General features: G+C 69.8%; 15 protein-coding genes and 3 tRNA genes. 7 read left to right on the top strand and 11 right to left on the bottom strand.

Annotated elements, in window-relative coordinates; genetic code table 11:
• The first annotated feature begins 32 nt into the window (after nucleotides 1-32).
• On the top strand, nucleotides 33-2378 hold the full coding sequence (locus ACIA5G_RS02140) for an EAL domain-containing protein (protein ID WP_395920389.1): 2346 nt from the start codon (nucleotides 33-35) through the stop codon (nucleotides 2376-2378).
• On the opposite strand, the gene ACIA5G_RS02135 is transcribed toward ACIA5G_RS02140, so the two are convergent.
• The 5 genes from ACIA5G_RS02135 to ACIA5G_RS02115 form a co-directional block, all read right to left on the bottom strand.
• On the bottom strand, nucleotides 2372-3157 hold the full coding sequence (locus tag ACIA5G_RS02135) for an arylamine N-acetyltransferase (protein ID WP_395920388.1): 786 nt from the start codon (nucleotides 3155-3157) through the stop codon (nucleotides 2372-2374). The genes ACIA5G_RS02140 and ACIA5G_RS02135 overlap by 7 nt on opposite strands.
• Nucleotides 3158-3191: 34 nt before the next feature.
• The gene (locus ACIA5G_RS02130) at nucleotides 3192-3542 is read right to left on the bottom strand and encodes a YciI family protein (RefSeq protein WP_395920387.1); all 351 of its coding nucleotides are present in this window, start codon (nucleotides 3540-3542) and stop codon (nucleotides 3192-3194) included.
• A 93-nt stretch (nucleotides 3543-3635) separates the two neighbouring features.
• Nucleotides 3636-4793, bottom strand: a complete 1158-nt coding sequence (locus tag ACIA5G_RS02125) for a cytochrome P450 (protein WP_395920386.1) — start codon at nucleotides 4791-4793, stop codon at nucleotides 3636-3638.
• 48 nt (nucleotides 4794-4841) lie between these two features.
• On the bottom strand, nucleotides 4842-5762 hold the full coding sequence (locus ACIA5G_RS02120; protein WP_395920385.1) for an SAM-dependent methyltransferase: 921 nt from the start codon (nucleotides 5760-5762) through the stop codon (nucleotides 4842-4844).
• 134 nt (nucleotides 5763-5896) lie between these two features.
• Complete coding sequence (locus ACIA5G_RS02115) at nucleotides 5897-6910, bottom strand: hypothetical protein (RefSeq protein WP_395920384.1); 1014 nt, start codon at nucleotides 6908-6910, stop codon at nucleotides 5897-5899.
• A 192-nt stretch (nucleotides 6911-7102) separates the two neighbouring features.
• Between ACIA5G_RS02115 and ACIA5G_RS02110 the strand changes: the two genes are divergently transcribed.
• Complete coding sequence (locus ACIA5G_RS02110) at nucleotides 7103-7486, top strand: hypothetical protein (protein WP_395920383.1); 384 nt, start codon at nucleotides 7103-7105, stop codon at nucleotides 7484-7486.
• A gap of 184 nt (nucleotides 7487-7670) precedes the next feature.
• Here ACIA5G_RS02110 and ACIA5G_RS02105 read toward each other — a convergent pair.
• The 5 genes from ACIA5G_RS02105 to ACIA5G_RS02085 all read right to left on the bottom strand — a co-directional run bounded on the left by ACIA5G_RS02105 (nucleotide 7671) and on the right by ACIA5G_RS02085 (nucleotide 9259).
• Nucleotides 7671-7744, bottom strand: a tRNA-Phe gene (locus tag ACIA5G_RS02105).
• 31 nt (nucleotides 7745-7775) lie between these two features.
• A tRNA-Asp gene (locus tag ACIA5G_RS02100) sits at nucleotides 7776-7849 on the bottom strand.
• Between the two features lie 29 nt (nucleotides 7850-7878).
• Nucleotides 7879-7951 (bottom strand) — tRNA-Glu (locus tag ACIA5G_RS02095).
• A 99-nt stretch (nucleotides 7952-8050) separates the two neighbouring features.
• Complete coding sequence (locus tag ACIA5G_RS02090) at nucleotides 8051-8845, bottom strand: hypothetical protein (RefSeq protein WP_395920382.1); 795 nt, start codon at nucleotides 8843-8845, stop codon at nucleotides 8051-8053.
• Nucleotides 8846-9004: 159 nt separating this feature from the next.
• Nucleotides 9005-9259: a hypothetical protein gene (locus ACIA5G_RS02085; RefSeq protein ID WP_395920381.1), complete on the bottom strand. Its 255-nt coding sequence runs from the start codon at nucleotides 9257-9259 to the stop codon at nucleotides 9005-9007.
• Between the two features lie 616 nt (nucleotides 9260-9875).
• On the opposite strand from ACIA5G_RS02085, the gene ACIA5G_RS02080 reads away from it, so the two are divergent.
• Nucleotides 9876-10313, top strand: a complete 438-nt coding sequence (locus ACIA5G_RS02080) for a hypothetical protein (protein ID WP_395920380.1) — start codon at nucleotides 9876-9878, stop codon at nucleotides 10311-10313.
• Nucleotides 10314-10404: 91 nt separating this feature from the next.
• Here ACIA5G_RS02080 and ACIA5G_RS02075 read toward each other — a convergent pair whose 3' ends face one another.
• Entirely contained in the window at nucleotides 10405-10608 is a 204-nt protein-coding gene (locus ACIA5G_RS02075; RefSeq protein ID WP_003097368.1) for a cold-shock protein, read from the bottom strand.
• A gap of 457 nt (nucleotides 10609-11065) precedes the next feature.
• Here ACIA5G_RS02075 and ACIA5G_RS02070 point away from each other — a divergent pair, with 457 nt between their 5' ends.
• From ACIA5G_RS02070 to ACIA5G_RS02055, 4 genes are all read left to right on the top strand, one after another.
• Nucleotides 11066-12280, top strand: a complete 1215-nt coding sequence (locus ACIA5G_RS02070) for an Ig-like domain-containing protein (protein WP_395920379.1) — start codon at nucleotides 11066-11068, stop codon at nucleotides 12278-12280.
• Nucleotides 12281-12632: 352 nt separating this feature from the next.
• A complete protein-coding gene (locus ACIA5G_RS02065; protein WP_395920378.1) occupies nucleotides 12633-12935 on the top strand; it encodes a hypothetical protein in 303 nt (100 codons plus the stop codon).
• A 4-nt stretch (nucleotides 12936-12939) separates the two neighbouring features.
• Nucleotides 12940-13494: a SigE family RNA polymerase sigma factor gene (locus tag ACIA5G_RS02060; RefSeq protein ID WP_395920377.1), complete on the top strand. Its 555-nt coding sequence runs from the start codon at nucleotides 12940-12942 to the stop codon at nucleotides 13492-13494.
• A 5-nt stretch (nucleotides 13495-13499) separates the two neighbouring features.
• On the top strand, nucleotides 13500-13958 hold the full coding sequence (locus ACIA5G_RS02055) for a hypothetical protein (protein WP_395920376.1): 459 nt from the start codon (nucleotides 13500-13502) through the stop codon (nucleotides 13956-13958).
• Nucleotides 13959-14292 lie beyond the last annotated feature (334 nt).

Here is a 14292-nt window from a genome sequence, read left to right as displayed (position 1 = left end):
CCACAGCCGCGGAGCATGGGGGGCGGACGCACATGGAGGCAGACGCCGTCGCCGAGAACGGGCCGGCCGCGCCTTCCACCGCCGAGCTGGTCGAGCTGAGCCCGGACGCGATCTGCGTGCACGAGAAGGGCGTCGTCACCTACGCCAACCGCGCGGCCCTCGAGACGTTCGCCGCGCGCTCCGCCGACGAGGTGGTCGGACGGCGCTTCACCGACTTCGTCGCCGAGGAGTCGCGGGGCGCGCTGGTGGAGGAGCTCACGCGGCTGAGCGAGCCGGGCGCCGCGACCGCCCCCGTCGAAGCGCTGATGACCCGGCTGGACGGCAGCAAGTTCGCCGTCGAGACGGTGTCGGTGCGGCTCGGCGGGCGGCACGCGTACCAGGTCGTCATGCGGGACATCACCGCGAAGAAGGCAGCGGCCGACGCCCTGCGTTTCCAGGCCGCGCTGGTGTCACACGTCAGCGACGCGCTGATCGCGACCACCGGCGAAGGCGTCGTGACCAGCTGGAACCCGGCCGCCGAAACGGTGTACGGCTGGACCGCGGCCGAAGCCGTCGGGCGCCGGGCGAGCGAGCTGGTCGGCGCGCCCCTCGACCTGTGTGGCGGCGGGGTCACCGAAGCGGTGCACCGGCGGCGGGACGGCGCGCCCCTGGCGGTCCGCGTCTCGGCAGCTGAGATGAACGACGGTTACGTGCTCGTCTGCGCGGACGAAACGGCACGACGGCGGGCCGAGCAGAACTACCGCACGGTGGTCGCGTCCCTCGACGAAGGTGTGCTGGTGATGGGCCCGGCCGGCCTCATCGAAGCGGCGAACCCGGCGGCGTGCCGGATCCTCGGTGTCGCCGAAGCCGAGCTGATCGGCGTCCCGTGCCACACGCTGGTGCTGTTCACCGAGTCCGGGCAGTGGATCCCGCCGGACGAGCTGCCGTCGGTGCAGACGCGGCGGACCGGCGTCACGCACAACGGCCTGGTCGTGCGCCTGCGCCGGCCGGACGGGCGCGACGTCTGGGTGTCGCTGACGTCGCGGCTGCTCAACCCGGACGACCCGACGTCGATGGCCGTGCTCACGTCGTTCACCGACATCACCGAGACCCGCGCGATCAGCGCGCAGCTCGCCCACGACGCCACCCACGACCCGCTCACCCGGCTGGCCAACCGGACCCTGGTGCTCGACCGGCTCGACTTCCACGGCCGCGGCGTCGTCACGGTGCTGTTCCTCGACCTCGACAAGTTCAAGGTCATCAACGACTCGCTCGGGCACTCGGTCGGCGACCAGGTGCTGCGGATCGTCGGCGAGCGCCTGCGCCGCTGCTCCGGGCGTGACGACCTGGTCGGCCGGCTCGGCGGTGACGAGTTCGTCGTCGTCACCGGCGAAGTCACCGAACCCGGCGAGGTCCGTGCGCTGGCCGAGCACCTGCGGGCCGCGCTGGCCGAGCCGATCGGCGTGCTCGGCCGGCAGCTGCACCTCGACGCGAGCATCGGCGTGGTGCTCGTCGGCACCGCGGACCGCCGCAGCGCCGAAGACCTGCTGCGCGACGCGGACGTCGCGATGTACCAGGCGAAGACGCTCGGCCGGGGCCGCCACCACTTCTTCGACGTCGGCCTGCGCGAGCGCATGCAGCGGCGGCTGCGGATGGAGCAGGACCTGCGCGACGCGGTGCACGACGGCCAGCTCTGGCCCGCGTACCAGCCGGTCGTCGACCTGCGGACCGGCGAGATGGTCGCGGTCGAGGCGCTGCTGCGCTGGACGCACCCCCGCTACGGCGCGATTTCGCCCGCGGAGTTCATCCCGCTCGCCGAAGAGAGCGATCTGATCAACGTGATCGGCAAGGAGATGCTCCGCGCGACCACCCGCGAGCTCGCCGCGCGCCGCACCCAGCAGGGCTTGAACCTGACGCTGAAGGTCAACTTGTCGACCCGCCAGCTCGACGACCCGCACCTGGTGCCCGCGGTCCAGGACGCACTGGCGAGCACCGGCCTGCCCGCCGGCGCGCTGTGCCTGGAGGTCACCGAAAGCGCGTTGATGCGTGACCAGGAAGCGGCCGCGGAAGTGCTGGCGTCCCTGCGGGCGCTGGGGGTGCTGCTGGCGATCGACGACTTCGGCACGGGGTATTCGTCACTCGCCCAGCTGCGCCGGTTGACCTTGGACACGCTCAAGATCGACCGTTCGTTCATCACCGGCATCGCCGAATCCCGCGACGCGGCGGCGATCGTCACGAGCATCATCGCGATGGCCCACGCCGTCGACCTGACGGTGATCGCCGAAGGGGTCGAGTCGGCGGAGCAGCTGGACCTGTTGCGCTCGTTGGGATGTGACCAGGCGCAGGGGTACCACCTCGGCCGGCCGGTCCCGGCGGCCGAGCTGTTCGGGAGTCAGTAGACCTTTTGCAGCCGGGCGAGTTCGCCGGATGTCAGTTCGATGCCGAGGTCCTTGAGGGTGACGTCGAGCTCCTCCGGCGCAACGGTGGTGGTTTTGCTGCTGCCGTCCGGTTTTTCGACGGTGAGCTCGCGGCCGAGCAGCTTGCGGCTGAGGCCGGGTTCGAGCGTCATGACCACCAACCGCCCGGTGAACGGCGACTTCGGGTGCGTCGAGGTGTAGTGGTGGTAGACCTCGTAGTCGATCGGGTGCATGCCGTTGAGGCGGAACTCGAGCAGGTCCTCGGTGTCCTTTTGCAGCGTCCACCAGCCGTTCTCATGCTTCAGCCGGTGCGACCAGCCGGCCTGGTCGACCTCCTGGCCGTCGACGAGCGGCATCGGGGCGAGGATCCCGGCCCCGAACCCGACGTCGGCGAGGAACTGCCGGCCGTCGACGTCGACGACGAGCGTCATGTGCGTGTAGGGCCCCGGCCGCCGCGGCTGCACCCGCGCGGAAAGCCGGTGCACGGTGTAGCCGAGTAGCTCGAGAACGGCGGCGAAGAGGCCACTCTGCTCGTAGCAGTAGCCGCCCCGCCGCCGTCCGACGAGCTTGGCGCTCACGACGTCGAGCGAAATCCCTTGGTGCTGACCGAGAACAACGTCGACGTTCTCGAACGGGATGGTTCCGACGTGGGCCTGCACGAGGTCTCGGAGAGCTTCCTCCGACGGCGGCCGCTTCGGTTGCCCGATCCGCTCGAGATACGCGTCGAGATCAACGGCTTCGATACCCCATTCAGTGCCCATGGTGTCCAGGATGCAACCTCGACCAAGATCGAGGTCAACCTTCGTGGACGACCTTCCGCACCTCGACGGCGGTGTACTGCGCGTCGGGGATCTTCGCCGCGAGTTCGAGCGCGCGCTCTTCGCTGTCGACGTCGACGACGTAGTAGCCGCAGAAGAAGGACTCCGCCTCGACGTAACCGCCGTTGCTGATCTGCGGCGCGCCGTTCCTGACCTGGACGGTCTTGCTGTCGTCCGGCTCGGCGAGCGCCTTGGTCTCGACCATCTCGCCGGACTCGGTGACCAGCTTGATGAAGTCGCCGTGGCCTTCGTAGACGCCGTTCTTCTGGTCGTCGGTCAGGGTGGCCCAGAGGGTGGGGTTCATGTGGAGGGTCAGGAGGTATCGCATGGTCGGCTCCCCGGTGGGTGGCGGCCCCGGTTGGGCTGCGTTTCACCCGGAGGTCGGAGCCTGTCGCCCAGTCCGGACACGGGCTCTCGGGGTTCACTCGTTCGGCCTAACGGGCAGGCTGACCAGCCCGCGGATCCGGATCCCTTCGTGCCACGCGAGTGGTGCCGTCTCGGCCAGTCTCAACCGCGGAAACCGGTGCACGAGCTGGGAAAACGCAATCTGCGCCTCCAACCGCGCAAGCGGCGCGCCGACGCAGTGGTGGATGCCGTGGCCGAACGCGACGTGCCCGGCCGGGTTGCGCCCGACGTCCAGCCGATCGGCGCCGTCGAACCTCGCCGGGTCCCGGTTGGCCGCGCCGAGCGCGACGTGCACGAACTCGTCCGCGGCGATGCGGACACCGCCGATCTCCAGGGGCTCGCCGGCGTAGCGCAGGGTCGCGAAGCCGACCGGCCCGTCGTAGCGCAGGAACTCCTCGACGGCGGCGGGCACCAGCGAGGGGTCCGCGCGCAGGGCGTCGAACTGGTCCGGGTTGCGCAGGAGGGCGTACACGCCGTTGCCGATGAGGTTGACGGTGGTCTCGTAGCCGGCGAAGAGCAGCAAGAACGCCGTGGCGACGAGTTCGCGCTCGCTGAGCCGGTCGTCCTCGTCGCGGGCCCGCACCAGGCGCGAAAGCACGTCGTCCGCCGGCTCTTCACGTTTGCGCCGGACGAGCTCGACGAGGAGTTCCTTGAGGTGCCGGACCTGTTCCGGTTCCGCGCTGCCCGCCCCGAAACCGGCGGTGCGGCGCCGGAACTCGGCGCGTTCCCCCGGGGCGACGCCGAGCAGTTCGCCGATGACGGTGATCGGCAACGGCACGGCGAAGCCGGCGAGGAGGTCGGCTTCGTCGTGGCCGGCCAGGTCGTCGAGGAGCGCGGCACTGATCTCTTCGACCCGCGGCCGCAACGCCTCGACGGCGCGCGCGGTGAAGGCCTGGTTGACGAGCTTCCGGAGCCGGGTGTGGTCGGGCGGGTCGGCGTCGAGCATGTGGGTGCTCCCGGTCGAGGCGACCCCGGCCCACCGCGCGTTGGCCCCGGACTTCCGCAGCCGCGGATCGGCGAGCGCCGCCCGTGCCTCGGCGTACCCGGTGACGACCCAGCCGGTCCGTCCGTCGGGAAACCGCACTCGGTGGACACTGCCGCGCGCACTCCACTCGCGGTAGGCCCGGTGCGGGTCGGCGAAGAAAGCGCTGTCGAGTTCGGCCACCCCGGTCATCGCCCGATCGTCCCGCGGCCGCCGCCGAGGAGACAAGGAGCGCGCGACTCAGTTCCCGGGTTGCCCGAGAACACCGCTGACGTAGCGCACGCCGCCCATGCGCAGGTCGTCTTCCTCGAGCGGCGGCAGGTTGATGGCGGTGAGCAGGTCCCGGACGGTGCTCCCGGTCAGCGTCCAGCCGAGGCCGGTCAGGTAGGGCGCCGCTTCGTTGCGCTCGCCGAAGTAGCGCAGCTTCGCCATGTCGGGGTCAAAACCTTGGGCACGCCAGCGTTCGGAGAGACGGTCCAGGTTTTCCTTCGTTTTGTCCTCGTCGCCCGGTTTCGGGGTGGGCCGGCTTTCGGTGGCGACCCGGCTGCCCGGCGCGCTGAGTTCGGTGATGGTGTCCAGCAGGCGGTCCTGCGCCTCGGGCGGCAGGTAACCCAGCAGGCCTTCGGCGCTCCACGCGGTCGGCCGTGCCGGGTCGAAACCGGCGGCGCGCAGGACGGCGGGCCAGTCGTCACGCAGATCAACCGCGGCCACCCGCCGGTCGGCAGTGGGCTCGGCGCCCAGCTCGGTCAGCGTCCGGGTCTTGAACTCGACAACCTGCGGCTGGTCGAGCTCGTACACGACGGTCCCGGCCGGCCAGGGCAGCCGGTACGCGCGGGAATCCAGCCCCGAAGCCAGGATCACGACCTGCGTGACGCCCGCCTTCGTCGCGTCGAGGAAGAAGTCGTCGTAGAACTTGGTCCGCACCTTGGCAACGTCGATCGCCGCCCGCGCGACCAGCTCACCGGGCGGCTCTTCGCCGCTCGCCAGCCGGGTCAGGAGGTCGATGCCGACCGCCCGGACGAGCGGTTCGGCAAACGGGTCGTTGATGAGCGAGCGATCCTCGCGGGTCGCGATCGCCCGGGCCGCCGCGGCGGCGGTGGCGGTCGTGCCGACGCTGGACGCCAGGTCCCAGGTGTCTCCGTCGTGCCGGGTGGAAGTCATGCTCTGCCCTGACTTTCGAGGGTTGCGGGTTCGTAGCCCCGAGATTGGCCGAGCCGTCCCGGCCTCGCAACGTCGAGCAGGCCCCCAACCCCGAGGGCTGGGGGCCCGTCTCGGCTACGCCTTGACGACCGGTCTCAGGAAACGCACTTCCACCGCACCGGCAGCGTCTTCCCGGTCACCGCGTCGACGTAGCTGCCGCCGACAACTCCGGATTCGGTGATCGAACCGGCGGACGCACTGCTGGAGCCCGCCGGGGCCGGCAGGTACTGCCAGTCCGCACCGGGACTGACAACAACCGGGACCGTGGCCTGCCCGGCCGGGTTCCGGTAACTCATCAGGACCGTGCCGGCCGAGGTCACCGCGATCCCCTCGGTCGTCGACGTGCCCGGCGCCGCGAGCAACGCCCCGGACAGGTCCCATTCGACCGCCCCGTAACCCCAGGCCGACCCGATGATCCGGTCTCCGCGGATGCCCGCCACCCGGGAGATCGTTCCGCCGATCGGCGTGGTGAGGGTCCGGCGGGTTCCGTCGGGGGCCCAGACGTAGCCGTAGGCAGCCGACTCGATCACGCCGAAGATCGCGACGCTCCCGTCGTCACCGATCTGCGGAACCGTCGGGAAGAACCCGTCCGGCGTCGACAGGACGGCCGGCGGGTCCGCCAGGTGCCCGGCCCGCCACACGGCGACCTTCTGCGCGCCGTTCCGCGAAATCAGGCCGACGATGTCCCCGGCGGCGTTGATCCCGTGGAGCCTCGGCGATTCGTCCCCGAACACCCCAGGCGACTGAAACGCTCCGGCGTGGTACCAAAGCGGCGAGCCGGTCCCCACTTCGACGGACCGCCCACCGACCAGATCGCCGGCCGCGTTGACCCCGGTCAGATCCAGCGAACCACTCGGCGAGGGCAGCGCTTCCGGAACACCGTCATGCCAGACGATCAGCTGCTGACGGACCGTGGTGAGGCTCCGCCCGGCAAAAGTGGTGCCCCCGTCGGTCGCGGTCGCCGCCGCGCTCGTCACACCCGCGGGCAGCGCAAGAGGTTCGGCAACGTAGGCGCAAGCCGCCGCGGCTGCCGGTGTAGCCGCGGACACGAGCGTGACCGAAGCAGCAACGGCGGCCGTGGCCAGCGCGGCCAGCCTGGATCTCAGCATTGGCAAGGGTTCCCTCCCAGTCGGACAAGCCGGGAGGACTCCACACTTCGGGCGCCGTACATCAACGACACCCGCATCCCCCCGGTTCGGCCAGCTTCGCGGATCACGACCCTAGGCCACAAGTGTTAGAACAAATGTTCGATCACTTGGCCTAGTGTCAGCCCTCGACAGGCACCTCGATATGAAGGGCACATGGCCTACGTCAGGTTCCAGAGCGCCGAGCCCAACGCCGAAGGGCGCCACCCAGGCTTCCTGGGCTTGATCAACAATCTGAGCAAGGCCGGTCGCCTCACCGCCGAGCAGGAAGAGTTCCGCCGGACCAACCACGCTTGGTACGAGTCCCACTACGCCAACCCGGCAACGGTCGATCCCACCGTCTACGACCACTCGGTCAACCCGGGCGCAACCGCGTGGTTCAAGGAGTCGGCCGAAGCGCTCGTCGCCCGCGCCGCCGGCTACCTCGAAGTCCTCGATGCCCATGGCGTTCGGTGCGACAAGCTGGTCTCGCGCCACGCGCCCGGAAAGATCATCTACGAGGACGCCGACCAGATCGTGGTCGTTCCTTTCAGCGCTTGACGATGCCGGACCTGGGCCACAGCGGGGCAAGCCGGATGACTGCTGCGAGTTCCGAGAGCGCCAGGCCCGCCGTGCAACATGCATGCAACTAGCGAAGGCCAACGGCGGCGGTCCATCAAGGTCAAGATCGGCCCCGGATACGAGAAAACCGCCCTGACCTGAGTCAGAGCGGTCTCGTGAGCGGTGGCCAGGGCCGGGGTCGAACCGGCGACCTTCCGCTTTTCAGGCGGACGCTCGTACCAACTGAGCTACCTGGCCGGGAACGCCGGCCTGGAGCCGAACGATCTTGCGACCCTGACGGGACTCGAACCCGCGACCTTCGCCGTGACAGGGCGACGCGCTAACCAACTGCGCCACAGGGCCTTGCATCTTGCTTCTACTACAGTACTGCGTACTCCCAACGGGATTCGAACCCGCGTTGCCGCCTTGAAAGGGCGGAGTCCTAGGCCGCTGGACGATGGGAGCCCGGCCGGTTTCGGGTGACCGACCGACCGCGCTCTCAGGTCCCCCCGGGAGCGATTACAAGCATAGGGCACGCCACCACCGCTTTGCACAGGGGGTTCCTTAAGCCCCAGCCGAAGCCGGGACCTGCGCAAACGACTCCAGATCCGCCAACCGGCGCGCCAGCTCGGCCTGCTCCGCCTCCGTCAGCGCCGACGCCAGCAGTTCGCCGACGCGGTCGTCCGTCAGCGCCTCGGCTCGCCGGTGGCGGTCGAGCAGGTCCGGTTTGCGCGCCGCCGCGGCGATCAGCTCGTCCGCCGCCTCCTCCGGCCACGCCGTGCGCAGCAGCCGGGCGCGGCCGCCCTCCGGGTCCGCGACCACCGCCTCCGGCACGGACAGCCCCAGCGCCCGCAACGCCGCGAAGTGCAGCCCGCCGCGCAGCTCGCGGAAGACCATCAGCGCGAACCCGAGGCGTTCGACGTCCACGGAAGGGCGCGAAGCGTTCTTCCAGCCGGCGAAGAGTGCCAGCCCGCTGGCGTCCGCGGAGTCGACTACTCGGAACAGCAGGTCTGCCAGCCGCCCGGGCTCCGATACGGCCGAAAGGTGGACGCGTGACCAACGCGCCGATGACTCCGCGTAGGCGCGGACGGCGGCGGGTGCGTCGAGGACCTCGGTCGCCGGCGGCAGCACGAAGTCGAACAGCCAGTGCGGGAAGATCCCGAACAGCTCCGCGGCCACCTTCGGCGGCACGTCGCCGAGCACCGCCGAACGCCCGCGGAGGTACAGCGAACGCGGCGGCAGCCCGGCTTCCGCCTCGACCGCCGCCAGCTCCGGCGACGTCATGAACCTGCCGCCCAGCACCTGCACGACCGGCCGGATCCGATTGGCCAGCCCGGCCCCATCTTCGAGCGTCGTCATGACGTCCCCTTTCGACGCCGCAACCGTAACACTGTTACGAAACTAGCGTCAAGGAAGTTCCACGACCTCGGGAATCACCGACCAAAAACGGCTACAACCTGCAGGAACATCACCGGAGGAGCCCGGCGGCAGACATCCGCCCACCGGGCCCGACCCCGCTCACCGCTGAACCGGCGCCTGCCCGTCCTCGTCCACGTTCAGCCCCAGCATCTCCAGCAACTGGGCACAGTCCTCGACCCCCAGCGCACCGTTCGCCACCGCCAGCCGCGCCCGCCGGACCTGATCGTCCGACACCCGCTGCGCATCAGCAGACCCGCTCCGCTGCGCCGGCAACCCCCCGGCGAACGGAGCACTCCCCCCATCGGCACCTTCGTACCGAAGGAGGAACTGCCGCACTTCAACAGACCCGCCCATAGCCCCTCCATACGGCTCAGAACAACTTGGCCGCGAGGCTAACCAGCGCCGGCCGCCGCACACAGCCCCCCGGAGAGTGAACCTGAGGCCACGCTCCGCTCAACGCAGCGCAATCGGCAACCACGGAGAAGAACACCACCCGAACGACGGTCACCCCCGGCCCCGAGTGACACCGGACGCGGAAATTTCCCGCTCTCCACTCGCCCAACCAGCCAACTCGTGCAACAATCGAAGTGCTGACACACCCCCGGTCAGCGCCTGTGGAGATCCCCTCCGACCCCCGCGTTCCTCCCCCTGGCGCGGGGGTCCTCCATTTCTCGGGCCTGCTTCGGGCTTCGCCCTTCGCCGCCCCGGATCATTTCGGTTTTATCGCCCGGGGGCCGAGCCCCCGGAGCCCCCGCGGTGCCGTGCGTGCGGCTTTTGGGGTGGTGGCTTCGGGCGCTTTGCGCCCTTGCCTTTTCTTTGTGTGATCGACTCGTACTGTTAGTGACCGGTTGCAGCGTGTTTGTTTCTGTTGGGCTGAATGGGTGGGGGTTGGGCTGATTGGGGAATGTTGGCGGCGTGTTGTGGCTCACAGTGGTTTGTGTGGTGAGACCTAACCGTTATCGTGGCGTTCGTGCCTCTTCCCTCCCTTGGCCGCTTGAGCAGCCGGACGAACCTCAAAGCCGCGTCCTCCGGACGCCATCGTGGTGCCGCTAAGCCGGCGGATGATGGCGTTGTCGAGGACACGGAACTCACCTCGTATCTGGCGGCACTGGCGCCGGATGCCGACAACGAAAGCACCGGGACCGGTAAGCGCTTCGGTGAAGCGCAGGTCTTCCAGCTGCGGATGAGCCTCATCGCCAGCCAGCAGCTGAAGGACATCGCCGAAGCTCGGGACATCTCGCCCCAGGCGCTCGCTCAGGAGTGGATCCTCGAGCGGCTCAACTGGGAAGGCCAGGCCGCGTCGCTGCAGGACCAGCGGCAGGTCGACGCCGGCGAGCTCACCGACCTCACCGACGAGTTCCACTTCCCCGCCGACGCCTTCGAGGCGCCGGTCGTCGGACGGCGCTGAGCGCCGCCCTCCCGCTCCCAAGAGAAAAGGCCCCCGGCAAGATCGCCGGGGGCCCTTCGCTCAGGCCTTAAGACACGCAGAGGGCCTGTTGTCAGATCGCGCGGACCTTCTGGGCCTGGGGGCCCTTCTGACCCTGGCCGACCTCGAACTCCACTCGCTGGTTCTCCTCGAGGGTGCGGAAGCCACGCCCCTCGATCTCCGAGTAGTGAACGAACACGTCGCCTTCGCCGCCGTCCTGCGCGATGAAGCCGAAGCCCTTCTCCGCGTTGAACCACTTCACAGTGCCTTGCGCCACCGCTGTTCTCCTCGTTACACAGATCCGCTTCGAATGCCACCGAAGCGGCACCCCGGCCGTCCCGGGCGGTTCCAACGAGTCGAGTCAAGAGCGTGTCGGCTCCATGGCTCGCGTCAGAAGTTCCGCGAGTGTGAAGCCACGAACACGCAAAACGACGGCCTGCAAGCAGACTACCGGGATCTGGCCAAAGTTGAACCCCGTGATCGAGGCGAAAAACGCCGGTCCGGGCCAAGGTCACCGGAACGTCGTAGGGCTCCCCGCCGCGTTCTGTCGGACCCACCGGATAGTCTTGCGCAGCACAGCGACACCGTGATCACCGGATACGGCTCGGAGTCGCCCGTGCCCCCTCAGTTAGAGCACCCGCGCACCGTTGTGACCTTCGTCACGCGACTTTTGCTCAACGTCGCAGGTCCGCGGGACGTCTCGAAGAGGGGTAGCACCAAAGGGGCAAAGGGGAATGGGTGTGACGGTGAGGACTTCCACGCGGCGCCGGGGCGCGGCTGTGGCACTGGGCTTGGTCGCTGTGCTCGCGCTGGGGGCGTGCAGCAGCAACGAGCCGACGGTGTCGGCGAGCGGATCTTCGGGCGGGGGCCCGACGCAGGCGCCCGCGCCCACCGCGCAGCCGGCGAAGCTGACGGTGACGCCGGCCGGCGGCGCGCAGGACGTGCCGCCCGGCGAACCGGTCGTGGTCAAGGTCGACAGCGGCACGATCGTCTCGGTGGCGCTGACCAACCCGGAGGGCAAGCAGGTCCAGGGGCAGACGTCGGCGGACAAGAAGAGCTGGAACACGACCGAGCAGCTCGGTTACGGCAAGACCTACACCTGGTCCGGCCAGGCGCAGGGCGCCGACGGCAAGAACGTGCCCATCGGCGGCGCGTTCACCACCGTCAAGCCGAAGCGGCAGATGCAGGCCAGCCTGAACGTCGGTGACGGCCAGACGTACGGCATCGCGATGCCGATCGCGCTGACCTTCCCGAGCCGCGTCACCGACAAGGCGTCCGTCGAGAAGGCGCTGTCGGTCGAGACGACGCCGAAGACCGAGGGCTCCTGGGCCTGGCTGAACGGCGACACTTCGGTGCACTGGCGGCCGAAGGAGTACTTCAAGCCCAACACGCAGGTGAAGGTCAACGCCAAGATCTACGGCGTCAAGATCGGCGAAGGCGTGTACGGCAAGCAGGACGTGTCGGCCAGCTTCGCCATCGGGCGCTCGCAGATCGTCAAGGGCAACACCACGCAGCACACGATGCAGGTGATCCGCGACGGCCAGCAGATCGCCGACTACCCGGTGAGCTACGGCCTCGACTCCGACCCGGGCCGCGTCACCCACAGCGGTGTGCACGTGGTGATGGGCAAGCAGTCGACGTACGCGATGAGCAACCCGAAGTACCACTACGAGAACGTCGTGGTGCCGTGGGCGGTCCGGATCTCCAACAACGGCGAGTTCATCCACGGCCTCGCGGCGTCGGTCTGGGCGCAGGGCAAGAAGAACGTCTCGCACGGCTGCCTGAACCTGTCACCGGCGCGGGCCAAGGAGTACTACGACGGCGTGCTCACCGGCGACCCGGTCGAGATCACCGGCAGCACCCAGACGCTGACCGCCAAGGACGGCGACTACAGCGACTGGACCTACGACTGGGCGAGCTGGCAGAAGCTGTCGGCGCTCGCCGGCTGAGACCACCTCTCGAACCCCGGGCGGCCGGGAAGTCCCCAGCGGACTTCCCGGCCGTTCGCGGTTTCGGGGCAGCTCGACCGGCGGCCCGCGACTCGGCGCGACGCACCCAATGTGGCGTTGGGTGCGTCCGACGCACCGAACGCCACATTGGGTGCATAACCCTGCTACCCCAGGGACCGGGCAGCCGGCTCGCCGCGCCCGCAGATCCCAGGACCGGCCGCCGCAACTCCGCACCCGCGCCGAACGTCTTCAAGATCGGCCGGAACTCGATGCAACCCCGGTGATCACCCACGGCATGACTAAGGGCAGAGGCGCGGCGACCCCAGCCGCGCCCGCGAGAAGAGGAGCTGTCTTGCGTATCCGTATCGCCCTTTCCCTCGGCGCTCTCGTGCTCGCCGGTGGTGCCCTGACCGGTGGCATCGCGCTGGCTTCGGAGGCGCAGCCGCCGGCCCCGACCGCGACGACCCGGCCCACCGCGCCGCCGTCCGCGATCCCGACCACCAGCCGCAAGCCGACCGAGGCGCCAACCGCCATGCCCGCGCCGCCGCGTGAGGCGACGAAGGCGCCGTCCGCGCGTCCGCAGCGCGTTCCCCGGGCCGTGCCCGCCGGCCCGACCGGTGACCTGCACCTGCCCGCCATCGGGGTGTCCCGGTAACCAGGTGATCTCCCGCTCCCGTCCGTCGACCGGGCCGGGCTCGCCGTGGGACGGCGAGTTCGCCCGGTACTTCGGCGAGCGCGCGCACAGCCTGCGGTCCACGGCCTTCCTGCTCTGCGGCGACTGGCACCAGGCCGAGGACCTCACGCAGGCCGCGCTGCTCAAGCTGTACCTCGCCTGGCCGAGGCTGTCGCGCCACGACGCCTTGGACGCCTACGCCCGCAAGGTCGTGCTGCGCACGTTCCTCGCCGAGCACCGGCGCAGCAGGTGGAAACGGGAGCGGCTCACCGACACCCTGCCCGAGCTCCCGGCCGAACCCGCCGGGAGCGACCAGGACATGCTGGTCCGGCACGCGCTGGCCGTGCTGGCCCCCAAGCAGCGCGCCGTGCTGGTGCTGCGGTACTTCGAGGACCTGAACGTCGAGGAGACGGCGCAGGCGCTCGGCTGCAGCACCGGCACGGTGAAGAGCCAGGCCTCCCGGGGCCTGGCGACGCTGCGCAACCGGCTCGGCCCGCACTACGAAGCGCTGACCTTCAGCGCGACCACGGAGGGGAGGTGACGAACATGGACCCCGAAGACGACGTCCGCGCGATCCTCACCGGTGCCACCGGTGACACTCCGCCGATGCGGCTCGAGGCCGCCGACGTGATCGAGCGTGGCGGCCGGATCCGGCGACGACGCAAGCGCCTGGCGGTCGCGGGCACCTCGACCGCGACGGCGGTGGTCCTCGCGGTGGCCGGTTTCCTGGCCGGGCACCGCGTCGGACCGCCGGAGCCGGTGCAGCCCGCCGGCCCCGTGCTCTCCACGATCGGCACCACCGCTCCCAGCTCGCCGCCGCCCACCGAGGTCCCGGCGACCTCGATCGCGCCGCCCGCGGCCGAGCCGGGCCGGACCCCGCGCGCGTCGAAGACGACGCAGCCGACCCCGTCCTCGGCCCGGAAGGTGGAGCGGCCGACGTCACCGCCCTCGGCGAACCCGACCTCGACGATCCCGGAAGCGCCCGTCGCGACCACGTCACGCTAGCTGTTTCCGCAGGTCAGCGACGTGGCGCAGATCACCGTCCCGAAGTGGGTTTTTGACGAAATGCCCGAGCTTCTCGTGGCGATGAACCCGGTGGTGTTCCGATCGGACGCCGGACAACCTGCTCAGCCGGACGCTCTGCCGCCGGCCCGAGAACCCGAGGAGGAAGCACATGGTGTTCGCCGCACTCGTCGTCGAAACCGGAATCGCTGTTGTGGTCGCGGGCGCGCTCGCCGCTTGGTCTCGTAAGCGCTTCACTCCCCGGAGCGACGCGAACTGACCCACGACGCACCTGTGCCCCGCCCGGTGATCCGGACGGGGCACACGTGTTTCCGGC

Origin of the sequence: Amycolatopsis sp. NPDC051758, from assembly GCF_044453095.1 — a bacterium.
Taxonomy (GTDB): Bacteria; Actinomycetota; Actinomycetes; order Mycobacteriales; family Pseudonocardiaceae; genus Amycolatopsis.
This window is presented reverse-complemented; position numbering and strand designations above follow the sequence as displayed.

Bases quoted from the DNA above. Each gene is read 5' to 3' on its own strand.
- ACIA5G_RS02140 (WP_395920389.1), top strand. From the start codon at position 33: ATGGAGGCAGACGCCGTCGCCGAGAACGGGCCGGCCGCGCCTTCCACC.
- ACIA5G_RS02135 (WP_395920388.1), bottom strand. From the start codon at position 3,157: ATGGGCACTGAATGGGGTATCGAAGCCGTTGATCTCGACGCGTATCTC.
- ACIA5G_RS02130 (WP_395920387.1), bottom strand. From the start codon at position 3,542: ATGCGATACCTCCTGACCCTCCACATGAACCCCACCCTCTGGGCCACC.
- ACIA5G_RS02125 (WP_395920386.1), bottom strand. From the start codon at position 4,793: ATGACCGGGGTGGCCGAACTCGACAGCGCTTTCTTCGCCGACCCGCAC.
- ACIA5G_RS02120 (WP_395920385.1), bottom strand. From the start codon at position 5,762: ATGACTTCCACCCGGCACGACGGAGACACCTGGGACCTGGCGTCCAGC.
- ACIA5G_RS02115 (WP_395920384.1), bottom strand. From the start codon at position 6,910: ATGCTGAGATCCAGGCTGGCCGCGCTGGCCACGGCCGCCGTTGCTGCT.
- ACIA5G_RS02110 (WP_395920383.1), top strand. From the start codon at position 7,103: ATGGCCTACGTCAGGTTCCAGAGCGCCGAGCCCAACGCCGAAGGGCGC.
- ACIA5G_RS02090 (WP_395920382.1), bottom strand. From the start codon at position 8,845: ATGACGACGCTCGAAGATGGGGCCGGGCTGGCCAATCGGATCCGGCCG.
- ACIA5G_RS02085 (WP_395920381.1), bottom strand. From the start codon at position 9,259: ATGGGCGGGTCTGTTGAAGTGCGGCAGTTCCTCCTTCGGTACGAAGGT.
- ACIA5G_RS02070 (WP_395920379.1), top strand. From the start codon at position 11,066: ATGGGTGTGACGGTGAGGACTTCCACGCGGCGCCGGGGCGCGGCTGTG.
- ACIA5G_RS02055 (WP_395920376.1), top strand. From the start codon at position 13,500: ATGGACCCCGAAGACGACGTCCGCGCGATCCTCACCGGTGCCACCGGT.